Annotated in this window: 26 protein-coding genes; 8 read left to right on the top strand and 18 right to left on the bottom strand. The window is 66.2% G+C overall.

The window, feature by feature from the left end; translation table 11 throughout:
- Positions 1–99 precede the first annotated feature (99 nt).
- On the top strand, positions 100–1005 hold the full coding sequence (locus NP825_RS06795; RefSeq protein WP_257549704.1) for a hydrogen peroxide-inducible genes activator: 906 nt from the start codon (positions 100–102) through the stop codon (positions 1003–1005).
- Between the two features lie 218 nt (positions 1006–1223).
- Here the strand turns inward: NP825_RS06795 and NP825_RS06790 are convergent, their stop codons facing one another.
- Genes NP825_RS06790 through pgsA form a run of 3 tightly spaced genes read right to left on the bottom strand, consistent with a single transcriptional unit; the run spans position 1224 to position 2495 of the window.
- The gene (locus NP825_RS06790) at positions 1224–1664 is read right to left on the bottom strand and encodes a molybdenum cofactor biosynthesis protein MoaE (RefSeq protein WP_257549702.1); all 441 of its coding nucleotides are present in this window, start codon (positions 1662–1664) and stop codon (positions 1224–1226) included.
- On the bottom strand, positions 1661–1918 hold the full coding sequence (locus tag NP825_RS06785; RefSeq protein WP_257549700.1) for a MoaD/ThiS family protein: 258 nt from the start codon (positions 1916–1918) through the stop codon (positions 1661–1663). The genes NP825_RS06790 and NP825_RS06785 overlap by 4 nt, the downstream gene beginning before the upstream one ends.
- Positions 1919–1922: 4 nt before the next feature.
- Positions 1923–2495 (bottom strand): CDP-diacylglycerol--glycerol-3-phosphate 3-phosphatidyltransferase, encoded by a 573-nt coding sequence (gene pgsA / locus NP825_RS06780; RefSeq protein WP_257549698.1) that lies wholly within the window; start codon positions 2493–2495, stop codon positions 1923–1925.
- A 147-nt stretch (positions 2496–2642) separates the two neighbouring features.
- Between pgsA and NP825_RS06775 the strand changes: the two genes are divergently transcribed.
- Positions 2643–3914, top strand: a complete 1272-nt coding sequence (locus tag NP825_RS06775) for an MFS transporter (RefSeq protein WP_257549696.1) — start codon at positions 2643–2645, stop codon at positions 3912–3914.
- Here the strand turns inward: NP825_RS06775 and NP825_RS06770 are convergent.
- From NP825_RS06770 to nadC, 3 genes are all read right to left on the bottom strand, one after another.
- The gene (locus tag NP825_RS06770; protein ID WP_257549694.1) at positions 3911–4138 is read right to left on the bottom strand and encodes a hypothetical protein; all 228 of its coding nucleotides are present in this window, start codon (positions 4136–4138) and stop codon (positions 3911–3913) included. The two genes, NP825_RS06775 and NP825_RS06770, sit on opposite strands and share 4 nt — an antisense overlap.
- 94 nt (positions 4139–4232) lie before the next feature.
- Positions 4233–4952 carry a ribonuclease T(2) gene (locus NP825_RS06765; RefSeq protein WP_257549692.1) on the bottom strand — a complete coding sequence of 240 codons (720 nt, stop codon included), beginning with the start codon at positions 4950–4952 and terminating at the stop codon, positions 4233–4235.
- On the bottom strand, positions 4939–5784 hold the full coding sequence (nadC, locus tag NP825_RS06760) for a carboxylating nicotinate-nucleotide diphosphorylase (protein ID WP_257549690.1): 846 nt from the start codon (positions 5782–5784) through the stop codon (positions 4939–4941). Before nadC ends, NP825_RS06765 begins: the two co-directional genes overlap by 14 nt.
- A 215-nt stretch (positions 5785–5999) precedes the next feature.
- Here nadC and NP825_RS06755 point away from each other — a divergent pair, with 215 nt between their 5' ends.
- The gene (locus NP825_RS06755) at positions 6000–7136 is read left to right on the top strand and encodes a nitronate monooxygenase family protein (protein WP_257549688.1); all 1137 of its coding nucleotides are present in this window, start codon (positions 6000–6002) and stop codon (positions 7134–7136) included.
- Between the two features lie 123 nt (positions 7137–7259).
- Here NP825_RS06755 and NP825_RS06750 read toward each other — a convergent pair whose 3' ends face one another.
- A complete protein-coding gene (locus tag NP825_RS06750) occupies positions 7260–7709 on the bottom strand; it encodes a peptidylprolyl isomerase (protein WP_257549686.1) in 450 nt (149 codons plus the stop codon).
- Positions 7710–7899: 190 nt separating this feature from the next.
- On the opposite strand from NP825_RS06750, the gene mgtE reads away from it, so the two are divergent.
- Together mgtE and NP825_RS06740 are read left to right on the top strand one after the other, a co-directional pair.
- Entirely contained in the window at positions 7900–9375 is a 1476-nt protein-coding gene (mgtE, locus tag NP825_RS06745; protein ID WP_257549684.1) for a magnesium transporter, read from the top strand.
- 228 nt (positions 9376–9603) lie between these two features.
- Positions 9604–9732 (top strand): entericidin A/B family lipoprotein, encoded by a 129-nt coding sequence (locus NP825_RS06740; protein WP_257549682.1) that lies wholly within the window; start codon positions 9604–9606, stop codon positions 9730–9732.
- Between the two features lie 21 nt (positions 9733–9753).
- Here the strand turns inward: NP825_RS06740 and tatC are convergent, their stop codons facing one another.
- From tatC to NP825_RS06695, 9 genes are all read right to left on the bottom strand, one after another.
- Positions 9754–10572 (bottom strand): twin-arginine translocase subunit TatC, encoded by an 819-nt coding sequence (gene tatC / locus NP825_RS06735; RefSeq protein ID WP_257549680.1) that lies wholly within the window; start codon positions 10570–10572, stop codon positions 9754–9756.
- Positions 10569–10937, bottom strand: coding sequence for a Sec-independent protein translocase protein TatB (gene tatB, locus NP825_RS06730; protein ID WP_257549678.1), 369 nt, complete (start codon positions 10935–10937; stop codon positions 10569–10571). Before tatB ends, tatC begins: the two co-directional genes overlap by 4 nt.
- A gap of 35 nt (positions 10938–10972) precedes the next feature.
- Positions 10973–11200, bottom strand: coding sequence for a twin-arginine translocase TatA/TatE family subunit (locus tag NP825_RS06725; protein ID WP_257549676.1), 228 nt, complete (start codon positions 11198–11200; stop codon positions 10973–10975).
- Between the two features lie 25 nt (positions 11201–11225).
- Entirely contained in the window at positions 11226–11819 is a 594-nt protein-coding gene (scpB, locus tag NP825_RS06720; protein WP_257549674.1) for an SMC-Scp complex subunit ScpB, read from the bottom strand.
- Entirely contained in the window at positions 11816–12589 is a 774-nt protein-coding gene (locus tag NP825_RS06715) for a ScpA family protein (protein ID WP_257549672.1), read from the bottom strand. Before NP825_RS06715 ends, scpB begins: the two co-directional genes overlap by 4 nt.
- Positions 12589–13596, bottom strand: a complete 1008-nt coding sequence (nagZ, locus tag NP825_RS06710) for a beta-N-acetylhexosaminidase (protein ID WP_257549670.1) — start codon at positions 13594–13596, stop codon at positions 12589–12591. Before nagZ ends, NP825_RS06715 begins: the two co-directional genes overlap by 1 nt.
- 94 nt (positions 13597–13690) lie before the next feature.
- Entirely contained in the window at positions 13691–14491 is an 801-nt protein-coding gene (locus NP825_RS06705; RefSeq protein WP_257549667.1) for an SPOR domain-containing protein, read from the bottom strand.
- The gene (gene argS / locus NP825_RS06700; RefSeq protein ID WP_257549665.1) at positions 14491–16218 is read right to left on the bottom strand and encodes an arginine--tRNA ligase; all 1728 of its coding nucleotides are present in this window, start codon (positions 16216–16218) and stop codon (positions 14491–14493) included. Before argS ends, NP825_RS06705 begins: the two co-directional genes overlap by 1 nt.
- A gap of 135 nt (positions 16219–16353) precedes the next feature.
- Positions 16354–17028 carry a hypothetical protein gene (locus tag NP825_RS06695; protein WP_257549663.1) on the bottom strand — a complete coding sequence of 225 codons (675 nt, stop codon included), beginning with the start codon at positions 17026–17028 and terminating at the stop codon, positions 16354–16356.
- Positions 17029–17180: 152 nt separating this feature from the next.
- Here NP825_RS06695 and ispH point away from each other — a divergent pair, with 152 nt between their 5' ends.
- Genes ispH through rnhA form a run of 3 tightly spaced genes read left to right on the top strand, consistent with a single transcriptional unit; the run spans position 17181 to position 19566 of the window.
- On the top strand, positions 17181–18155 hold the full coding sequence (ispH, locus tag NP825_RS06690; protein ID WP_257549661.1) for a 4-hydroxy-3-methylbut-2-enyl diphosphate reductase: 975 nt from the start codon (positions 17181–17183) through the stop codon (positions 18153–18155).
- The gene (gene thrB / locus NP825_RS06685) at positions 18155–19117 is read left to right on the top strand and encodes a homoserine kinase (protein ID WP_257549659.1); all 963 of its coding nucleotides are present in this window, start codon (positions 18155–18157) and stop codon (positions 19115–19117) included. The genes ispH and thrB overlap by 1 nt, the downstream gene beginning before the upstream one ends.
- A complete protein-coding gene (gene rnhA, locus NP825_RS06680) occupies positions 19114–19566 on the top strand; it encodes a ribonuclease HI (protein ID WP_257549657.1) in 453 nt (150 codons plus the stop codon). The genes thrB and rnhA overlap by 4 nt, the downstream gene beginning before the upstream one ends.
- An 18-nt stretch (positions 19567–19584) precedes the next feature.
- Here rnhA and NP825_RS06675 read toward each other — a convergent pair whose 3' ends face one another.
- On the bottom strand, positions 19585–19761 hold the full coding sequence (locus NP825_RS06675; protein WP_076074922.1) for a DUF1508 domain-containing protein: 177 nt from the start codon (positions 19759–19761) through the stop codon (positions 19585–19587).
- Positions 19762–19852: 91 nt separating this feature from the next.
- Positions 19853–20983 carry an FAD-binding oxidoreductase gene (locus tag NP825_RS06670; protein ID WP_257549649.1) on the bottom strand — a complete coding sequence of 377 codons (1131 nt, stop codon included), beginning with the start codon at positions 20981–20983 and terminating at the stop codon, positions 19853–19855.
- Between the last annotated feature and the right edge of the window lie 50 nt (positions 20984–21033).

Genomic DNA, 21033 nt, shown 5'->3' with positions numbered 1-21033 from the left:
TGGCGCCCCCGGAACCAACAACAAACGCCGCCACATTGGCGCTAAATATTAATCGATATGCTTGTTCAAAATAGAGCAGCCGATTGCTATATTCGATCAATGCAAAATTACCTGCCCACGCTCAAACAGATGCAATATCTCGTCGCGCTTCACGAGCAGGGCCATTTCGGCCGCGCTGCCGACGCCTGCAACGTCACCCAGTCGACGCTGTCGGCGGGTATTCGCGAGCTTGAGACGCTGCTCGGCCAGACGCTGGTCGAGCGCACGCGCCGCGTCGTCCGTTTCACCGTGCTCGGCGACAAGATCGTCGCCAAGGCGCATCGCGTGCTCCGCGAGGCTGAGGAACTGGCCGACATGGCCGCCGCTGCCGCCGCGCCGCTGGTCGGCGAGCTGCGCATGAGCGTCATCCCGACGATCGCGCCCTTCCTGCTTCCCGGTCTTCTCCCGCGGCTGCGCAGGGAGCGCCCGTCGCTCAAGCTCTTCCTCCGCGAGGAACCAAGCGCGCAGGCGTGCGAGTCGCTCCATCACGGCGCCGTCGACTGCGTCCTTCTCGCGCTCCCCTATGCCTGCGGCGACGTCGAGAGCGAGCCGCTGTTCGACGACGCACTGTTCGTCGCCTTCCCCGGCGAGCAAGCCGAGGATCTTCCGGCCATGGTCAGCGCCGACCAACTCGACCCCGCGCAGATGCTGATGCTCGAGGACGGCCATTGCCTGAAGGACCACGCCCTCGCCGCCTGCAACCGTCCCGAGCTGCGCGCCGGCGCGCGGATGATGGGCACCTCGCTCCACACCCTCGTCCAGATGGTCGACAATGGCCTCGGCATCACCATGCTGCCGCAGATGGCGATCGAGGCGGGCATCCTCGACCACACCGACATCGACACCCGGCCGCTCGCGTCCGACCACGACTGGCGCACGATCGCGCTGGTCTGGCGCAAGGGCAGCCCGCGTGCCGACGAATTCCGCCTGCTCGCGGATATTTTCAGGAAGCATAAGGCAAACTAACCACCGCGCCCTCCGTCACCGCGCGGGCGGAGGGCGGGAAGCGACCGGAATGCGACCTATCTTACATCGTCATCCCGGACTTGATCCGGGATGACAAGAGTCTGAAAGCGCGCGCGCAGTATCTCTTATCTTCGTCATTCCTGCGAAAGCGGGAATGACGAATAGAGTGCACGGCCGCTCCCCACCCCGAAACCGACATTCGCCTCTCACCAGGCGGGCTAATCCCACCGGCCCGCGCGACGCTGATCACCCTCGCCCTGTTCGACCCATTGCACCCGCCCATCGGCGAAACTCTCACGCTTCCAGAGCATCACGTCGGTCTTGAGCCGGTCGATCAGATATTCGCAAGCCGCCAGCGCCTCCGCGCGGTGCGGGCTGCTCGCCAGCACCAGCACGATCGTCTCGCCGGGCGCCATCGCGCCGACGCGGTGGATCAGGGTCAGCGCCGCGAGGTGCCAGCGGTCGGCGGCGGCATGAGCCAGCCCCGCCAGCCCCGCTTCGGTCATCACCGGATGATGGTCGAGAAACAATTCGGTCAGCCCGTCGTCGCCGCGCACCCGGCCGATAAAGCTCGCGCTCGCCCCGTGCCCCCCGGCATCGTGCAGGTCGAGTTCGGCGGCAACGTCGATCGCGTCCGCGCGGATCGCGACGCGGATCATCCGCCCGTCACCGGGGGAAACAGTGCGACCTCGCGCGCACAGCCGATGGCCGCATCGGGCAGCGCCATCGTCCCGTCGAGCGCCGCGCGGATGCGCGCCGGCTCGGCGAAGGCCAGCGCGCCCCGCGCATCGCGCGCCGCGAGCCAGCCGACCAGGTCGGCTATCGTCGCCACCCCGAAAGGCGGTTCGACCACCTCTTCGAAAACCCCCATCCGCTCGCGCACCCAGGCGAAATAGCTCACCGTCAGCGCCATGGGCTCAATCCATATGCTTGAGGCCGACGCGCAGATAATCCCAGCCGGTGATCAGCGTCAGCACCGCCGCGCCCCACAGCGAGACGAGGCCGACGGTCTTGATCCACGCCATCTCCGGCAACGCCCCCGCCAGGATCAACGCGCCGAAGGCGATCAGTTGAAAGGTCGTCTTCCACTTCGCGAGCTGGGTCACCGGCATCGACACCTGCAGGGTCGCGAGAAATTCGCGCAGCCCCGACACGATGATCTCGCGCAGCAGGATCATCAGCGCAGCGATGACGTGATAGCCCGCGATATCGCGCGTGAAGACGAGGAGCAGGATCACCGCCGCGATCATGATCTTGTCGGCGATCGGGTCGAGGAAGGCGCCCAGCCGCGACACGATCCCGCGCGAACGCGCAACATAGCCGTCAAAATAATCGGTAATGCCCATCAGGCAATAAAGGCCGAAGGCGAAGGCGTAATCGATCGGCTTCGGCTGGAGCGATCCTTCGGCGACTCCCGGCCACAACAGAAACAGCAGGATGGGAACCGCCAATATGCGCGACAGCGTCAATATATTCGGAAGGCTGAGCATGATCCCTGTCGGCGTATCGGTTCCAAATTGGGCTTTGACCCCATCCGCCCTACCCGATAAGCCCCCCCGGCGACAACAAGATTGCCTTTGGGGGGAATATCCGGGGCGGGCGTTGTCCGGATGTCGGGCTGCAAGAGTGGATTTTCAATGACCGGTTCCTTTGCGCTGATGAAGCAACGCCGGTTCCTGCCCCTGTTCGCGACGCAGTTTCTCAACGCCTTCAACGACAATTTCTACAAGATGGCGATGGTGATCCTCGTCACCTTCACCATCTACAAGGATCCGGAGACAGAGGCGTGGTTCAACGCGCTCGCGGGCGGGTTGTTCATCCTGCCCTTCTTCCTCTTCTCGGCGCTCGCGGGCCAGCTTGCCGACAGCACCGACAAGACGCGGATGATCCGCCTCATCAAGTCGGCGGAAATCGGCATCATGATCGTGGGCGCCAGCGGCATCTGGCTGCACAATGTCCCGCTGATGCTGCTCGCGCTCTTTTCGATGGGGATGCACTCGACCTTCTTCGGGCCGATCAAATATGCGATCCTGCCCCAGCATCTGGAAGAGGACGAGGTGCTCGCCGGCACCGGCTGGGTCGAGGCGGGCACCTATATCGCTATCCTCGGCGGCACGATCGTCGGCGGCCTCACCCCGCCGCACATCGCCATTCCCGGCATCGTCGTCGTCGCGGTCATCGGCCGCCTGACCGCCAGCTTCGTCCCCGCCGCGCCGCCGGAGAAGGAGGCCGAGGGTCTCGCCATCGATCATAATGTGCTGCGCTCGTCGTGGCAGATCGTGAGCGGCACGATGCATATCCCGCGCCTGTTCCTCGCGATCGTCTCGATCAGCTTCTTCTGGGCGATCGGCGCGATATTGGCGGCGCAATTCCCGCCGCTCGTCAAGAATGCGCTCGGCGGCGACAACACCGTCGCGACGATGTTCACCGCCATTTTCTCGATCGGCGTCGCGATCGGCTCGATCGTGGTCAACCGGCTGCTCAAGGGCCACGTCTCGGCGCGCTATTCGCCCGGGTCGGTCATCGTCATGGGGCTGTTCGTCCTCGACCTCTGGTGGTCGGTGAAAGGCTGGGTCCACGCCGATGCGACGCTGATGGACTGGCGCGAATTCCTGTCGCTGAGCGCCGGCGACCGGATCATCTTCGACCTGTTCGGCATCGCGGTCGCCGGGGGCATGTTCGTCGTTCCGCTCTATGCGTTCCTGACCACCACCGTCGCCAAGTCGCAGACTGCGCGCACCGTCGCGGCGAACAATATCGTCAATTCGGGCTTCATGGTCGCGGCGACGCTGCTGCTCAGCGTGCTGATCGGCCTGGGGCTGACGATCGACGACACGCTGCTGATGGTCGCCGCGATGTGCCTGATATCGTCCTTCCTCGCGTGGAAGCTACATAAGGCCTGCGATTAGATCAGGAACATCATCGTCGCGACGAAGAAGACCGCAAAGCTTTCCAGAAACAGCCGCATGTCGCTGTCGCGCGACCAGAAGGACGGGATCGGCCGCGCCGCACGCAGCGCGCTCACCAATTCGCCCTGCCAATCCTCCGGCGCGCTCAGCCGGGCGATGGTCACCTGCCGCGCCGCGTGCGCGCGCAGCCGTTCGCGAATGTCGATCTGTCGGCCCGAGTCCATGCCGCGAAGCTAGGGCGTGCTTAACGAGTCGATAAGGTTAAAAAAGCGTTAACGCCGCCCCTGTCCCGGCGCGGGACGAAAGCGCGCGATTTGTTTAATCGCGCGGCATCGGCCGCACGCGCACGCTACGGTGGTCGGCCAGTCCTTTCTGGAACGACCGGCATTGCTGCGGCTTCATCCGCGGGCCGAGGCACAGGCGCACCTCGTCGAGCCAGCCGTCGCGGTCGGCCGCGACCGCGATCATCGTCTCCTTCACCCCCGGATTGACCGCCGCGAAGGCGCGCCGGACGCTGCCCGCGGTCTGCGGCGCTGCCGCCAGCCGCGTCATGTCGGGAAAACGCACCACGCGGAACAAGATTTCGGCGGCGCGGAAATAGGCGGCCGGATGCGGGCTCATGCAGGTGCCGTGCTTCGCCCATTCATGCTGAAGGAGCTGCGCCGAGGGCGTCATGCACATATGCTTCTTCAGCACCGGCTGCGGCACGATCTTCGCCGGGCGGCACCATTGCGGATAGCCCGGATCGCCCGCCTCGGGCCACAGCCCGTGCAGCACCCAACCGAACCGGCCGTTCTCGCCCGAACATTGGAAGCGATCGCGCGCGTCCTTCGGGCTCCGCACCCCCGCACAGCGCTGCGGCGACCAGCTCATGCTGAGCAGATAACCCGCGACGGGCACCTTGCGCACCGGCTCGCCGCGTCGCGGCTGTTCGAGGCGCGGGACGGGAACGCGGTCGGGTGCAACGCAGGCGGGCGATTGGGCCTGCGCGGCAGAGGGCGCAAGCAGCAGCGCCAGCGCAATATCAAGCCAGCGCAAAATCGAGCCCGATGTCGGCCGCCGGCGCCGACTGCGTCAGCCGCCCCACCGAGACATAAGTCACCCCCGTCGCCCCGATCGCGCCGATGGTGTCGAGCCGCACGCCTCCCGATGCCTCGGTCGGCACGCGGCCGCCGACGATCGCAACTGCCTCGCGCAGGGCATCCGGCCCCATATTGTCGAGCAGCAGATGCGTCGCCCCGGCCTTCAGCGCGGGTTCGACCTGGTCGACGCGGTCGACCTCGACGATGATGTTTTCGATCCCCGCCGCGACCGCGCGGCGCACCGCTTCCTCGACCGATCCGGCGACCGCGACATGATTGTCCTTGATCATCGCCGCGTCCCACAGCCCCATGCGATGATTGGTCGCGCCGCCCATCCGCGTCGCATATTTTTCCAGCACCCGCAGGCCGGGGATCGTCTTGCGCGTGTCGAGCAGAGTCGCAGTGCCGCCGAGCGCATCGACATAGCCCCGCGTCATCGTCGCGATTCCCGACAGATGCTGCACCGTGTTCAACGCCGACCGCTCGGCGGTCAGCATCGCGCGGGCGTTGCCCGACAGCCGCATCAGGTCGCTTCCCGCCGCCACCCGTTCGCCCTCGGCGACCAATATGTCGATCTCCATCGCGGGATCGAGCGCACGGAAAAAGGCTTCGGCGATCGGCAGGCCCGCGACGGTGATCGCGTCGCGGCTGTCCATCACCCCCGAAAAACGCGCGTCGGCGGGGATGGTCGCCATCGAGGTGATGTCGCCGCCCGACCCCAGATCCTCGGCCAAGGTGTTGCGGACAAAGGCGTCTAGGTCGAAACCGGAAAGGGAAAAATCGCTCATAGGGCGAGCGATAGAGGGCTTCCCACGCAAATCAACTTGACGTTTACGTCAACTGGCGCTGACATGGGTGTGAACGAAGCGGGACGCCCCCTCTTCCGTTCGTGCTGAGCTTGTCGAAGCACCGTCCTTCCTTCGACACCCGAAGAGAAGGACGGCCCTTCGACAAGCTCAGGGCAAACGGCCTGAGAGGTCGACAACATAATCGGAGAGACCCCATGCAATCCCCCATCTGCGCCATGCTCGGCATCGAATTTCCGCTGCTCGCTTTCTCGCACTGCCGCGACGTCGTCGTCGCGGTGTCGAAGGCGGGGGGCATGGGCGTGTTCGGCGCCGCCGCGCTGCCGCCCGAACGGCTCGAGGAGGAACTGGCTTGGATCGACGCGCATATCGGCGGACGCCCCTATGGCGTCGACCTGATCGTCCCCAACAGCTTCGCCGGCAAGGGCGAGGCGCCGACGTCCAACGCCGCCAAGGTTCCCGAATCGCACCTTCGCTTCGCCGCCGACCTGCTCGGCAAGTTCGACGTCGATGCGGCGGGGCTCGAAGAGGCGATGGAGACGCGGCAGAGCTTCGGGGACAATATGCATGAGGACGGCGCCGCGCGGCTGCTCGAAGTCGCCTTCCGCCACCCGATCGCGCTGATCGCCAACGCGCTCGGCGTGCCGCCGCCGCTGATGCTCGAACTCGGCAAGCGCCACAAAGTGCCCGTCGCCGCGCTCGTCGGCACGCGCGACCATGCGCTGGCACAGGTCCGCGCGGGGGTCGATATCCTCGTCGTCGCGGGCGGCGAGGCCGGCGGTCATTGCGGCGAGGTCGCGACGATGGTGCTGGTGCCCGAAGTCGCGGCGGCGGTCGAGGCGGTCGGCGCGACGACGCCGATCCTCGCCGCGGGCGGCATCGTCACCGGGCGCCAGATGGCGGCGGCGATGGCGATGGGCGCGCACGGCGCCTGGACCGGATCGGTCTGGCTGACCACGGCCGAGGCGGAGACCAATCCCGTCGTGAAGGAAAAGATGCTCGCAGCTTCGGCCCGCGACACCGTGCGCTCGAAGAGCCGCACCGGCAAACCCTCACGCCAGCTCCGCTCGCCGTGGACCGACGCCTGGGAAGCCGAGGGCGCGCCCAAACCGCTCCCCATGCCGCTGCAATCGCTGGTCAGCGAACCGGCGCTGCGCAAAGTCGACAAATTGTCCGAGGGCGGCCACGAAGGCGCGAGAGCGCTCGCAACTTACTGGGTCGGCCAGGGCGTCGGGCTGATGAACGAGGCGATGGGCGCCGGGCAGGTCGTCCAGGCGTTCAAGGAGGACTGGATCAGCGCCTGCGAGCGGCTGAACGGGTTCGTGGGGGAATGATCCCAGCCGGCTTCATAAAATATTTGCGTGTCCCCGCGAAGGCGGGGACCCATCTCCGGTCGGTGCAAGATGGAACCGGCCGGAGATGGGCTCCCACCTTCGCGGGAGCACGGCTATTTTTGTTTACGCCACCGTCGCCTTGACGATCTTCCCCGGCTCGCGCGGCGGCTCGCCCTTGGGCAGCGCGTCGACATTTTCCATGCCTTCGATCACTTCGCCCCAGACGGTATATTGATTGTCGAGGAAGCGCGCGTCCTCGAAGCAGATGAAGAACTGGCTGTTCGCGCTGTTCGGGTTCTGTGCGCGGGCCATCGAGCAGACGCCGCGGACGTGCGGCTCGGCGTTGAACTCCTGCGGCAGGTCGGGAAGCTTGCTGCCGCCCATGCCGGTGCCCGTCGGGTCGCCGCCCTGCGCCATGAAGCCGGGAATCACGCGATGAAAGACGACACCGTCGTAAAAGCCTTCCTTGGCGAGCGTCGTGATGCGCTCGACATGCTGCGGCGCAAGGTCGGGGCGCAGGCGGATGACGACATCGCCGGTCGACAGCGAAAGGGTGAGCGTCTGGTCGGACATGAGGAACTCCTGGTTGGAAGGTCTTGGGAAAGGCCTGAGGGATATGCGAGCGCCATAGCCGCGCCGCGCGGCAAAGCCACGCCCTAATTGCGCAAAAAGCGTCGCGGCGGCGTTGCCATCATGCGGCGGCGGGACTAGGGGAAGGCCGGAAGCCACATCACACGCCGCATATTCCAGGGAGGACCGCGCGATGGACAAACGCGAAGAATCCCTGCCGCCCGACGATGTGTCAGTCGATCACGCAACCATCACCGACGATCGCGAGATCGACCGCGATCCGGCGCAGCGCGAGGCCGAAACCGAACTCGACGAGGATGACCGGCTGAAACCCGCTTTCGTTCGCGACGTGATCGACCTCGCCGAAGCCGGCGAGGTCGAGGCGGCGCGCGAACGCGTCGGCCGCCTCCACCCCGCCGACATCGCCGACCTGTTCGAGCTCGTCTCCGACGAAGACCGCCCGCTCCTCGCACATGTGCTCGGCGACATGGTTTCGCCCGACGTGCTCGCGGAAATGAACGACCATGTGCGCGAGCGGCTGATCGACCTGCTCGCGCCCGAGCAAGTGGCCGAAATCGCGTCCGAACTCGATACCGACGACGCGGTCGCGATCATCGAGGATATGGAGGAGGACGAGCAGCAGGCCGTTCTCCAGGCGATGGAGCCCGAGGATCGCGCCGCGATCGAGGACGCCCTCTCCTATCCCGAGGAGACCGCCGGGCGTCTGATGCAGCGCGAATATGTCGCGGTGCCCGAGCATGTGACCGTCGGCGACGTCATCGACCGCCTCCGCGAGGATGTCGATCTCGCCACCGATTTCTGGGAAATCTTCGTTGTCGATCCGATGCACCGCCCGGTCGGCACCTGCCAGCTCAGCTGGATATTGCGCGCGCCGCGCACCATCGCGATCAGCGATCTGATGAAGCGCGAGCAGACGCTGATCCCGGTCGACATGGACCAGGAAGAGGTCGCGCTGCGCTTCCAGAAATATGCGCTGATCTCGGCCGCGGTCGTCGACAAGGCCGGGCGTCTGGTCGGCATGATCACCGTCGACGACGTCGTCCACATCATTCAGGAAGAGGCGGGCGAGGATATTTTGCGCCTGTCGGGCGCGGGCGACGGCGACATCAACGAACCGATCGTGATGACGATCCGTACGCGGCTGAGCTGGCTGGTCGTCAATCTGGGCACCGCGATGCTCGCGGCGTCGGTGGTCGGCTTTTTCGAGGGCGCGATCGCCAAATTCGCGCTGCTCGCGGTGCTGATGCCGATCGTATCGGGCATGGGCGGCAATGCGGGAACGCAGACGCTGGCGGTCACCGTGCGCGCGATCGCGACCAATCAGCTCACCGCGTCGAACACGTTGCGCATGATTTTCCGCGAGCTCCGCATCGCGACGGTGAACGGCTTGTCGCTCGGCGTGCTGATCGGCACCGGCACCGCGCTGATCTTCGGCAACCCGCTGCTCGGTGTCGTCATTGCATCGGCGATGCTGATCAACAATCTCGTCGCGGGGCTCGCCGGCATCCTGGTTCCGGTGACGCTCGACCGGCTCGACGTCGACCCCGCCGTTTCGTCGGCGGTTTTCGTGACGACGCTGACCGACATCATGGGCTTTTTCTCGTTCCTCGGGCTCGCAGTGCTCAGCGGCCTGACCGCGATGAACTGATCAAAGCATTGGAATCCAAGCGATTCAAAAGAATCGCAAAAAATTTTTCATCGCTGCAATTTTTTTCGGGAACTTATTCGCCGCGCCGGTCGTTTCCTTTTCGAGCAGCGGCATCGCCCCCCCCGCAGCGCTGCTCAGCAACATTGGCCCGGCCCGCATTCCCTCCCCCCCCTCGAACGCGTGCCGGGCCATTTTGCGCTCAAGACATGACCCGCAAGAGGTGATCCAATGACGAGTGTCCGTGTAATCCTTCTCACCCTGCTAGCCAGCTTTCTGGTCGCTGGCTGCAACACGGTGAAAGGCGTCGGCCGCGATATCGAGTCGGTCGGACAGGCCGGCGACGACGCCATTCACTGATCGGCGGGTGCTGACTTACCCCTAGGCCTCTTCGAGAGGCTCGACAGGCGCCGCTTCGGCGCCTGTCTTGCGTTTGCGCTGGGTGAACCAGATCGCGAAGATCGACAGTTCGTAGAGAAAGACCAGCGGGATCGCGAGCAGCAGCTGGCTGAGGATGTCGGGCGGCGTGAACACCGCCGCGACCGCAAAGGCGGCGACGATCATGTAACGCCGCGCCGAAATCAGTTGCGCGCGCGTCACCAGCCCCGCCCGCTCGATCAGCATCAGCAGGATCGGCAGCAGGAAAGCGATGCCGAACGCCAGGATGAACTGCATCACGAAGCTCAGATAATTGCCGACCGAAGGCAGCGCTTCCTGCGTCACGCCGCCGACATTCCCCTGATATCCGAGCAGGAATTTGAGCGCGATCGGGATGGTGACGAAATAGGCGAAGCAGGCGCCGATCGCGAACAGCACCGGCGTCGCGAACAGGAACGGCAGCAAGGCACGCTTTTCCTTGCGGTAAAGGCCGGGCGCGACGAATTTCCAGAGTTGGTTCGCGATCACCGGAAAGGCGATCATCGTCGCCGCGAACAACGCGACCTTAATCTCGACGAAAAACGCCTCGAACAACTGGGTATAGATCAGCTTCCCCTGCCCCGCGACCACCAGCGGATGGACGAGGATGCCGAAAATCGGCCGCGCGTAATAAAGGCACACCCCAAAGGCCAGGCCGACCGCGAGCAGCGACTTCAGCAGACGCGAGCGCAACTCGATCAGATGGTCGAGCAACGGCATCTTGCCGCCGGCGCCATCCTCATCGGCGGTGACGGAGGTTTCGACGGGAGTCTCGACGGTCATGGCAGCGGCCCGCCCGGCGGCGGCACGTCGTGCGTCTCGGGCTTGGCTTCCGCCTCTTCGGGCCCGGACGTTTCGGCCGGCGCTTCGGCGGGCAGGATCGGCGGGGTCCCGGCGGCGACATCGTCGATGCGCGGAAACTCGCGCATGATCGCGTCATTCTGCTCGCGCCACTGCTTTTCGAGTTCCTCGAGCTCAGCCTCACGCATCATCGTGTCGAGCCCGGCGCGGAAATGGCGCGCCATGCCGCGCGCCTTGCCGACCCATTTGCCGACAAAACGCATCGCCTTGGGCAGATCCTTGGGGCCGATGACGACCAGGGCCACCACGATGACGAGCAGCAACTCGGTCGGCGCGACGTCGAACATGAACTAGAGCTTCCCCCGCAGGCGAAATTGCGCGGTTAGCGGATTTCGGTTTCAGCCGTCGGCGTCGGGGTCGCTTCGGGCGAGCGCTGGCCTTCGATCTGGCGCGGCGCGGGCGGCGGCGCGTCGTCGTCGGCCATGCCCTTCTTGAAGCTCTTGATGCCCTTGGCGACGTCGCCCATCATATCGGAAAAACGACCCTTGCCGAACAGCAGTAGGACGAGAATCCCGACCACGAGCCAGTGCCAGATGCTGAAGCTACCCATCTTCCAATCTCCTTGAGGCCGCTATCTAGGCGTCCTCGCCGTCTTTTACTAGGTCCAGCTCGCCCATCGCTTCCTCGAAAGCGAGGTCGACCGGGTCGAGCAGCCCCGCAGCACGCAAATCCTCGATTCCCGGCAGATCCTTGCGGCTCGCGAGCCCGAAATGCTGCAAAAAGGCGTCGGTGGTCTTGTAAATCAGCGGCCGCCCCGGCACCTCGCGCCGTCCGGCGGGCGCGATCCATTCGGCCTCCATCAGCACGTCGAGCGTCCCCTTCGAGGTCTGGACGCCGCGGATTGCCTCGATCTCCGCGCGGCTGACGGGCTCATGATAGGCGACGATCGCCAGCACCTCGGCCGCCGCGCGCGACAATTTGCGCGGATCGTCGCGCTCGCGGCGCAGCAGGTGCGCAAGGTCGGCGGGGGTCTGAAAATGCCAATGCCCGCCGCGCTCGACCAGTTCGATGCCGCTGCCCTTATGACGCTCGGCGATCGCCAAGATGATCGCACGCACCTCGCCCGGCGTCATCTCATCGCCCAGACGTCCCGCGACCTGCCGCGCATCGAGCGGTTCGTCGCTCGCGAACAGCATCGCTTCTATCGCGCGTTCCAGATCGTCGATCATATTGCCGCTGCCTTCAGATAAAGCGGTTCAAACGCGCCGTCCTGCTTGAGGTCGACCCGCCCCTGCCGCGCCAGCTCAAGCGCGGCGACGAAGCTCGACGCGATTGCCGAGCGGCGCAGCGGCCCCTGATAGTCGGACGGCAGGAAATCGGACAGTTCGGCCCAGTCGACCTTGATCCCGATCATCCGTTCGAGATGCTGGAGCGCCGCGTCGAGCGTGATCACCGGGCGCCGCGCAACCATGTGGACGACGGGCTCGGTGCGCAGCTTGACCTGACCATAGGCCGCCAGCAGGTCGTAAAGGCTCGCATCCCAGCGCCGCACCCTGACGTCGTGCAGCCCTTCCGGCTTCGCGCGCAGAAAGACGTCGCGGCCGATGCGATCGCGCGCGAGCAGCCGTGCCGCCGCCTCGCGCATCGCGGCAAGGCGCTGGAGCCGCAATTGCAGCCGCAACGCCAGCTCGTCGGGCGACGGCTCCTCCAGCGGGTCCTTGGGCAGCAGCAGCGCCGATTTCAGATAGGCGAGCCACGCCGCCATCACCAGATAATCGGCCGCGACCTCCAGCTTGGCGCGCATTTCGGCGATGAAGGCGAGATATTGTTCGACAAGCTGGAGGATGGAAATCTGCCGGAGGTCGACCTTTTGCCCGCGCGCGAGCGTCAACAGCAGGTCGAGCGGGCCTTCCCAGCTATCGAGATTGAGTTGCAGCGCGTCCTCGCGCTCGGCCGCTGCCGCCGGTGCCAGTTCAAAGGCGAGCGGCAGTTCCTCCATCAGGCGAGCGCCAGCAGCGCGTCGCGCTGGTCGATGAGCACCGCGAACTGCCGCGAGTCATGCGCGCCCGAGATCCGGTCCATGGCCCCTTCGAGCCGTGCGCGCGAAAGCGTGCTGATCGGATCGAGCGCCTTCGCGATGCCGATCATGTCGTCCATCTTCGCCCAGCAGTTGAGCGCGATGTCGCATCCTGCGGCGACCGCATCGGCGGCGCGCGACGGGACGGTGCCCGACAGAGCCTTCATATCGAGGTCGTCGGTCATCAACAGACCGTGAAAACCGACGCGCTGGCGGATAATGCCGTCGATGATGGTCGGCGACAGGGTCGCAGGCCGATCCCGGTCCCAGGCGTCGAAGATGACATGGCAGGTCATCGCCATCGCCGCATCGCGCAGCGCCGCAAAGGGCGCGAGATCGCTCTGCAGATCATGGTCGGACGCGGTGACGGTCGGCAGCGCTTCGTGAGTATCGAGCATCGCGCGGCCATGGCCCGGAATATGTTTGACGACGCCGACGACGCCGCCGTCCTGAAGGCCGCTCAGGATCGCGCGGCCGAGCGCGGCGACACGCATCGGCTCGCTGCCGAGCGCACGATCACCGATCACATCGCTTGCCCCCGGCTGACGCACATCGAGCAGCGGCAGGCAATCGACGGTGATCCCGACCTCGGCAAGCATCACCGCAAGCGCCATCGCGTTGAGCCGTGCCGCCTCGATCGCGCTGGCCGGGGCGCGCTCGTAAAGCGCATCGAACGCCGCGCCGCTTGGGAAATCGGGCCATTCGGGCGCCTTCATCCGCGCGACGCGGCCGCCCTCTTGATCGATCAGGATCGGCAGGTTGGCGCGTCCATCGAGCCCGCGCAAATCATCGGTCAGGCGCCGAAGCTGCTCGCGGTTCGCGATATTGCGACCGAACAGGATATAGCCAGCGGGATCGCTGTCGCGAAAGAAAGCGCGCTCGTCATCGGTCAGGGTCAGGCCCGAAAGCCCGAAAATCGCGGGTATCATCGTGCGTCAACCTCCATCGGTCGGCGCCCCCTCGTGCCCGATATGGCATGAGGGGGGAAATGAACCAATGTCCTCTGCGGCCAAGCGGGCCGAATCAGCGGACGACGACGCAATTTTCACCCGCGACGCGCAATTTTCCGCAGAGCGACGCCGCGTTGGCGGCGCTTCCCGCCGCGGCCCGGAGCCGGTAGACGGTCTTGCCTCCGGCGGTCGCCGGCGACACCGATTTGCCGAGATCGGCCAGATAGGGAAAGCGCTTCGACAAATTGGTCCACGCCTTCGCCGCCGCGGCCTCGCTGCTGAACGCGCCGAGCTGGATCGTCGCCGAACCGCCCGTCTGCGCCTTGTCCGCCGCCGCTGCGTCGCCGGTCTTGACCGACATGGCGGCGGGCCCCGGCTTGCCCTTGTCGGCGGCGGCGATGCGCGCGGCCTCGGCCTTTGCCGCGGCCGCCTTTTCGCTGTCGGCCTTTGCCTTTTCGGCCTTGGCGGCGGCTTCGCGCTCGGCGGGGGTCACCGCCGGTTCCTCGGGCATCCGCGTCGGATCGACCTTGCCCGCCGGAACCGCGCCCTCGGTCGCGGCGAAGCTCGCGTCGCCCTCGCCCTCGAAGGTCTTGGCGCCGTCGGTCTTCGGCGCGACCTTGTAATCGCCCTTCTGCGCCGCGATCAGTTCGCCCTGCCCGCGCGCGCCGCCGTTCTGGAGCCACCACAGGGCGCCAAGCACGGCACCGATCAGCAGCAACCCGCCGAGCACCATTACCAGCAGGCGGACCGGGGACACCTCGCCATCGTCTTCATAGCCGTCGGCGGCTTCGAGCCAGGGCAGGCGATCCTCGCCTTCGAGGCCCAGTCCCTCGCCGCCCGTTTCCTCTGCGGTTTCCCCCTTACCCTCGGCCATCAGCTCATCTCCTCAAGGGCTTCCACTCCCATCAGGTGGAGCCCGTTGCGGATAACCTGCCCGATTCCGTCGGCCAAATAAAGCCGCGTCGCGGTCAGTTCAGGGTCGTTTGCCAAAATGACACGCGCTTCGGGCCGGTCGTTACCCATGTTCCACCAGGCATGGAACGCCGCGGCGAGGTCGCCGAGGTAGAAGGCGATACGGTGCGGCTCGCGCGCTGATGCCGCCGCCTCGACGATACGCGGGAATTGCGCGAGCAGCTTGACGAGGCCGAGCTCATAGTCGTCGAGCCGCGCCGGGTTCGGCGCCGCCGCCGCAACGCCCGCCTCGGCGAGCTTGCGCTTCAGCGACGCGATCCGCGCATGGGCGTATTGGACATAGAAGACCGGATTGTCGCGCGACGCCTCGACGACCTTGGCAAAGTCGAAATCCATCTGCGCATCGGCCTTGCGCGTCAGCATGGTGAAGCGCACCGCATCCTTGCCGACCTCGTCGACGATGTCGGCGAGGGTGACGAAATTGCCCGCGCGCTTCGACATTTTGAACGGCTCGCCATTCTTGAGCAGCCGGACCATCTGCACCAGCTTGACGTCGAAACGCGTCTTGCCGCCGGTCAGCGCCGCGACCGCTGCCTTGATCCGCTTGACCGTCCCCGCATGGTCGGCGCCCCAGATGTCGATCAGTTCGTCGGCATCCTGGCTTTTCTGGAAATGATAGGCGAGGTCGGCGCCGAAATAGGTCCAGCTTCCGTCGGACTTCTTGATCGGCCGGTCCTGATCGTCGCCGAACCGGGTCGAGCGGAACAGCGGCAGTTCGACCGGTTCCCAATCCTCGGGCGTTTCGCCCTTCGGCGCTTCGAGCTGGCCGTCATAGACCAGATCATGCTCGCGCAGCCATTTCTCGGCCGCAGCGGGTTTGCCTTCCGCCTGAAGCTCGGCTTCGGACGAAAAGAGATCGTGGTGGATGCCGAGCTTGGCGAGGTCGGCGCGGATCATGTCCATCATCGCGCTGACCGCCTCGGCGCGGAACAGCCCGAGCCACGCGCTCTCAGGCGTTCCGACATAGCGGTCGCCATATTCGGCGGCGAGCTTCGCGGCGACGGGCTTCAGATAATCTCCGGGATAGAGCCCCTCGGGGATCGCGCCGACGTCTTCGCCCAGCGCTTCGCGGTAGCGCATGTGGACCGAGCGCGCGAGCACGTCGACCTGCGCGCCGGCGTCATTGACATAATATTCGCGGGTGACCCGATGCCCCGCATATTCGAGCAAGGCCGCGAGCGCATCGCCGACGACCGCGCCGCGGCAATGGCCGACGTGCATCGGCCCGGTCGGGTTGGCCGAGACATATTCGACATTGACCCGCCGCCCCTCGCCCATCGCCGAGCGGCCGTAATCGCCGCCCTCGGCATGGATCAGCGCGAGCTCGCTCCGCCAGCTGTCGTCGGCAAGGCGCAGGTTGATGAAGCCGGGCCCGGCGACGCTCGCTTCGGTCACTTCATCGAGCGCGCCGAGTTCGGCGACAAGCTGTTCGGCAAGCGCGCGCGGATTGGTGCCCGCGGGCTTGGCGAGCACCATCGCGGCATTGGTCGCGACGTCGCCGTGCGAGGGATCGCGCGGCGGCTCGACGCTGATCGCGCTCCGGTCGAGTCCGGCGGGAAGCGCATCGCGCGCGACCAGCGCATCGAGCGCGGCGTCGATATGGGCGGAAAAGCGGCTGAACAGGGTCACGGCGAGGCCTATCTTGAAGCGAAAAAACGGTCGCGCGCGCCCTAACGCAGCTTTGGGCACGCGAAAAGCCCTGCCTCGCGTCGGCGCGGCAGGGCATGAGCGAAAGCGAACGGCGCTGGTGCGCCGCCGCGAACCTTATCGTCGGACGTTATATTCGAGTTGATCCTGCGTGAGCTGAAAGCCGACGAGCAGTTCGAAGCTCGCGCGTTGCACCGCGGTGCGAACTTCGGGGATGCTCAGCGGGTCGATCGCGGCATCCTCTTCGCCGGCCTTGCGGCGGCGCGTGATACGTTCCTGGATATCAGCGGGCAGCGTCGCCGCAGCACGATCGACATAGGCGGCGGCCTGGCCGTGCCCTGTACCGCGCACCTGGCCTTCGGCAAAGCTCACCGTGACCTGGCCGACACGCTTGGCGATGACCGCGGTGCCGCCCTGCACCACCGTCGAGAAATAGGGCAGCGTCACCGTTCGCGCGGGCCCCGCGTCGCGGCGCGTCGCCACGACGTCGAAATCGGCGAGCTGATAGACTTTTTCGGCCTGATCATTGCATTGCGGCGTGACGTGGGTGATCGTCGCGACGACGTCGATCGCCCGCGCGTCGCGGCTGGTCGCCGGGTCGAACAGGGTGATGTCACCCGTATAGGCGGGAACGGCGACCGCCGGGCAAGCGCTGCGCGTCGCGGTGATGCCCGCGCCGCCGGCCGAAACGTCGATGTCATTGTCCTTCGCGCAGCCGGCGATCGTCGCCAGGGCCGCGCCCCCGCACAGCACGGCGACGAGTTTGCGGGACGAGGAGGAGATGAACATCATAGAAACCGGGCTTTCCAAATCTCGAGGCAGGTCCGACGAACCGGCTGTCCGACGCTCCATGCGCGCCGCTTCTTATCGGCGCGATGAACGAGGCGCAACACGGACGAACCTGCTTTACCGCATATACCGAGCTAGGCTAGAGCGCGCGCACCATGAACGCTCCCCAACCGATCGCGCAGGAAAGCGCCGAACTCGCGGTCCTGATCGCGGCACCGCGCGGCTTTTGCGCCGGTGTGGACCGGGCGATCCGCATCGTCGAACTGGCGCTGATCCGCTTCGGCGCCCCGGTCTATGTCCGCCACGAAATCGTCCACAACCGCTATGTCGTGGAATCGCTGAAGGCCAAGGGCGCGATTTTCGTCGAATCGCTCGATCAGGTTCCCGACGGCGTTCCGGTGGTATTCAGCGCCCACGGCGTGCCCAAGGCAGTACCCGCGAAGGCCGAGGCGCGCGGGCTCGACTATATCGACGCGACCTGCCCGCTCGTCTCGAAGGTTCATCGCCAGGCCGAACGCGCGAACGAGAGCGGCCGCCACATCATCTTCATCGGCCACGCCGGCCATCCCGAGGTCATCGGAACGCTCGGCCAATTGCCCGAGGGTGCGATGACCCTGGTCGAATCGGTCGACGATGTCGCCGCGCTGGCGCCGCCCGATCCCGACATGCTGTCCTTCCTGACCCAGACGACGCTGTCGGTCGACGACACGCGCGACATCGTCGCGGCGCTCCAGCATCGTTTCCCGTCGATCGCCGGGCCGCGCGGCGAGGATATCTGCTATGCGACCTCGAACCGGCAGGACGCGGTGAAGGCGATCGCCCGCCGCTGCGACCGAATGATCGTGATCGGCGCCCCCAACAGCTCGAACAGCCTGCGTCTCGTCGAGGTCGCCGAGCGGCTGGGCACCCCGGCGCATCTCGTCCAACGCGGCAGCGACATCGATCCGGCCTGGCTGACGGACATCGCCACGCTCGGCATCACCGCGGGCGCCAGCGCGCCCGAAACGCTGGTCCGCGAAGTCATCGACGCCGTCGCCGCGCACCGCCCGATTGTGGAGGATGTCGTGGTAACCGCCGAAGAAAACATGGTCTTCAAACTCCCGCGCGGGCTCGAGCCGGTGGCCGACTGATGGCGGTCTATACGCACGTCGATCCCGACGACCTCGCGACCCTTGTTTCCCGCTACGATATCGGCACCGTCCGGTCGTGCAAGGGCATCGCCGAAGGGGTCGAGAACAGCAACTACCTGCTCGAAACCAGCGGCGGCCAGTTCATCCTGACGCTCTATGAAAAGCGGGTGCGGGTGGATGACCTGCCCTTCTTCGTCGATCTGCTCGATCATCTCGCGAGCCGCGATTGCCCGGTTCCGGCGATGATCCACGACCGCGAAGGCATCGCGATCCAGGAAATCGCTGGCCGCGCCGCCTGCATCATCCAGTTTCTGTCGGGCATATCGCCGAGCCACCCGACGCCGGATCAGTGCACGGCGGTCGGCGCGGCGCTCGGCGCGATACACCGCGCCGCCGCCGATTTTCCGGGTGGGCGCGAAAACAGCATGGGCCACCGCCACTGGCGTGCGATCGCCGATGCGACCGGCGATCTCGACGCGGTGATTTCTGGACTGCAGGATATCGTCGAGGCGGAGCTCGCCTTCCTCGACGCGAACTGGCCCGGGGAGCTTCCCGCGCACGTCATCCACGCCGACCTCTTCCCCGACAATGTGCTGATGCTCGGCGAGACGGTGACGGGGCTCATCGACTTCTATTTCGCGGCAAGCGACTTTCGCGCCTATGACCTTGCGGTCACCCATGCATCATGGACCTTTTCCGACGACGGCAGCCATTGCGATCCCGTCCGCGCGCGGGCGCTGATGCGTGGCTATGCACGCGAGGTCGCGCTGAGCGAAGCGGAAATCGCCGCGCTGCCGCTGCTCGCGCGCGGCGCATCTTTGCGCTTCCTGCTCACGCGCGCGCACGACTGGGTACACACCCCGGCCGACGCGCTTGTCACGCGCAAGGATCCGGTGCCCTTTCTCAATCGCTTGCGCCGTTATCAGGCGGGCGATGCCGCCAGCCTGTTCACCGCCGCATGACGACCGGCAAGACGGTGATCGTCGCCACCGACGGCGCGTGCAAGGGCAATCCCGGCCCGGGGGGCTGGGGCGCGGTGCTACGTTGGGGCGATGTGGTCAAGACGCTGGCGGGCGGCGAGCGCGACACGACGAACAACCGCATGGAATTGATGGCCGCGATCGAAGCGCTCGCCGCGCTCAAGCGGCGCTGCCATGTCGAACTGTCGACCGACAGCATCTATGTCCGCGACGGCATCACCAAATGGGTGCACGGCTGGCAGCGCAACGGCTGGAAGACCGCGGCGAAGAAGCCGGTCGCCAACGCCGATCTGTGGCAGCGGCTGGTCGCCGAGGCAGCGCGGCACGACATCGAGTGGCTGTGGGTCAAGGGCCACGCCGGGCATGGCGACAATGAACTGGCCGACAAGCTGGCGAGCGACGCCGCGCTGGAAGTGGCGCGGGCGCGCTAAACGCCCGCGCCCTCGCTATTATTCGGCTTCGCGGACTTCCGCGCCCGGCCCGTTCTTGAGGATCGACTCGATGGCATTTTTCGCCGAAGCCTTGCTGGTGTAGCCTTCGGTCCAGAAGATGGGTTCGCTATTATATTTGAAATAGGCGACAAATTCGCCCTTCTTGTTCTTCTTGATTTCGAAATAATGGGCCATGCCATCCTCCACAGGTCAGGCCGCGACGGGGGTGACGCGGCTAAGCCCATGGTAATCCACCGATCTCACCGCGCAAGCGGCTAGATGCGGCTCAGGCGAGCCGCGATGGGGCATAGGGCGCCGGGTCGACACGCCCTATCGCACCCTCCGGCGCGGGGGCGCCGAGCTCTGCTGCGAGCAGCGCGGAGATCGCCGGCGAGGTCTGGATCCCGAACCCGCCCTGCCCCGCGCACCAGACGAAGCCGGGAACGCACGCATCGGCGCCGAAGACAGGCAGGCGGTCGGGCGCAAAGCTGCGCAGTCCCGCCCATTTCCTCTCGACCGCCGCGACCGGCCAGTCGACGACCTGCCGCAGCCGTTCGATCGCGAGCGCGACGTCCAGTTCCTCGGGCGCCGCGTCGCAGGGCGGCGACGGCGTCTCGTCGTGCGGGCTGAGCCAGATCCGCCCTTCGCTTTCCCCTTTGAAATAGAAATTTCCGCCGATGTCGATCACCAGCGGCAGGCTGGCGGGCACCGGATAATCGAGCCGAAGCTGGATGACGGTTCGCCGATAAGGCTGGATGCCCAGCGGCGCGGCGCCGCAGGCTTCGGCTACCCGGTCGGCCCAGGCTCCGGCGGCATTGACGATCAGGTTCGCACGGACGGTTTCGTCCCCGAGGCGAACCTCCCACCCTGCGCCCGTGCTGCGTGCGCTATCAAGCCGCGCTCGCGTCGCGAGCCCTGCGCCCGCGCGCTTCGCCGCGCGCAGATAGGCGGCGTGAAGCCCGCCGACGTCGATATCGCTGCAAGACGCCTCGAAGGCTGCCTCGCTCCATTCGGGGCGGATTCCGGGAACGAGGCGTGCAATCCCGGTCGCGGACATCCGTTCCATCGGCACGCCGCCGGCCGCAAAGCCCGCAACGAACGCATCGACCGCAGCCGCATCCCCGCGGCGCGCGAGGTTGACGGCAGTCCGCGGCGACAGAAAACCGCGCGCCGAAAATTCGCTTGGGGGATTCTGCAAGTCATCGAACGACGCGATCGACAGCGGCTGGACGCCGGGTCCGCCATAGGTTTCCTGCCAGAAGGCCGCCGAACGGCCGGTCGCATGATAGCCGGGAGCATCCTCCGCCTCGATCATCAATATCCGGCGATAGGGCGCCAGCGCGGCGGCGAGGCTGGCACCGGCGATGCCCGCGCCGACGATCAGCACGTCGGTCGAGGAGGGCAGCGCATCGGTCATCGCCGCCGCATATCGGCTGTGCGCCGGAATGCAACCCGTGCGGGGACATG

It is taken from the genome of Sphingopyxis sp. DBS4 (genome assembly GCF_024628865.1).
GTDB lineage: Bacteria > Pseudomonadota > Alphaproteobacteria > Sphingomonadales > Sphingomonadaceae > Sphingopyxis.
Note: the sequence above shows the minus strand (reverse complement) of the source record. Positions and strands in the feature narration are given on the sequence as shown.

What these genes read in the sequence shown, in the direction of transcription:
- NP825_RS06795 (WP_257549704.1), top strand. Translation starts at nt 100, where the DNA reads ATGCAAAATTACCTGCCCACGCTCAAACAGATGCAATATCTCGTCGCG.
- NP825_RS06790 (WP_257549702.1), bottom strand. Translation starts at nt 1,664, where the DNA reads ATGATCCGCGTCGCGATCCGCGCGGACGCGATCGACGTTGCCGCCGAA.
- NP825_RS06785 (WP_257549700.1), bottom strand. Translation starts at nt 1,918, where the DNA reads ATGGCGCTGACGGTGAGCTATTTCGCCTGGGTGCGCGAGCGGATGGGG.
- pgsA (WP_257549698.1), bottom strand. Translation starts at nt 2,495, where the DNA reads ATGCTCAGCCTTCCGAATATATTGACGCTGTCGCGCATATTGGCGGTT.
- NP825_RS06775 (WP_257549696.1), top strand. Translation starts at nt 2,643, where the DNA reads ATGACCGGTTCCTTTGCGCTGATGAAGCAACGCCGGTTCCTGCCCCTG.
- NP825_RS06770 (WP_257549694.1), bottom strand. Translation starts at nt 4,138, where the DNA reads ATGGACTCGGGCCGACAGATCGACATTCGCGAACGGCTGCGCGCGCAC.
- nadC (WP_257549690.1), bottom strand. Translation starts at nt 5,784, where the DNA reads ATGAGCGATTTTTCCCTTTCCGGTTTCGACCTAGACGCCTTTGTCCGC.
- NP825_RS06755 (WP_257549688.1), top strand. Translation starts at nt 6,000, where the DNA reads ATGCAATCCCCCATCTGCGCCATGCTCGGCATCGAATTTCCGCTGCTC.
- NP825_RS06750 (WP_257549686.1), bottom strand. Translation starts at nt 7,709, where the DNA reads ATGTCCGACCAGACGCTCACCCTTTCGCTGTCGACCGGCGATGTCGTC.
- mgtE (WP_257549684.1), top strand. Translation starts at nt 7,900, where the DNA reads ATGGACAAACGCGAAGAATCCCTGCCGCCCGACGATGTGTCAGTCGAT.
- NP825_RS06740 (WP_257549682.1), top strand. Translation starts at nt 9,604, where the DNA reads ATGACGAGTGTCCGTGTAATCCTTCTCACCCTGCTAGCCAGCTTTCTG.
- tatC (WP_257549680.1), bottom strand. Translation starts at nt 10,572, where the DNA reads ATGACCGTCGAGACTCCCGTCGAAACCTCCGTCACCGCCGATGAGGAT.
- tatB (WP_257549678.1), bottom strand. Translation starts at nt 10,937, where the DNA reads ATGTTCGACGTCGCGCCGACCGAGTTGCTGCTCGTCATCGTGGTGGCC.
- NP825_RS06725 (WP_257549676.1), bottom strand. Translation starts at nt 11,200, where the DNA reads ATGGGTAGCTTCAGCATCTGGCACTGGCTCGTGGTCGGGATTCTCGTC.
- scpB (WP_257549674.1), bottom strand. Translation starts at nt 11,819, where the DNA reads ATGATCGACGATCTGGAACGCGCGATAGAAGCGATGCTGTTCGCGAGC.
- NP825_RS06715 (WP_257549672.1), bottom strand. Translation starts at nt 12,589, where the DNA reads ATGGAGGAACTGCCGCTCGCCTTTGAACTGGCACCGGCGGCAGCGGCC.
- nagZ (WP_257549670.1), bottom strand. Translation starts at nt 13,596, where the DNA reads ATGATACCCGCGATTTTCGGGCTTTCGGGCCTGACCCTGACCGATGAC.
- NP825_RS06705 (WP_257549667.1), bottom strand. Translation starts at nt 14,491, where the DNA reads ATGGCCGAGGGTAAGGGGGAAACCGCAGAGGAAACGGGCGGCGAGGGA.
- NP825_RS06695 (WP_257549663.1), bottom strand. Translation starts at nt 17,028, where the DNA reads ATGATGTTCATCTCCTCCTCGTCCCGCAAACTCGTCGCCGTGCTGTGC.
- ispH (WP_257549661.1), top strand. Translation starts at nt 17,181, where the DNA reads ATGAACGCTCCCCAACCGATCGCGCAGGAAAGCGCCGAACTCGCGGTC.
- thrB (WP_257549659.1), top strand. Translation starts at nt 18,155, where the DNA reads ATGGCGGTCTATACGCACGTCGATCCCGACGACCTCGCGACCCTTGTT.
- rnhA (WP_257549657.1), top strand. Translation starts at nt 19,114, where the DNA reads ATGACGACCGGCAAGACGGTGATCGTCGCCACCGACGGCGCGTGCAAG.
- NP825_RS06675 (WP_076074922.1), bottom strand. Translation starts at nt 19,761, where the DNA reads ATGGCCCATTATTTCGAAATCAAGAAGAACAAGAAGGGCGAATTTGTC.
- NP825_RS06670 (WP_257549649.1), bottom strand. Translation starts at nt 20,983, where the DNA reads ATGACCGATGCGCTGCCCTCCTCGACCGACGTGCTGATCGTCGGCGCG.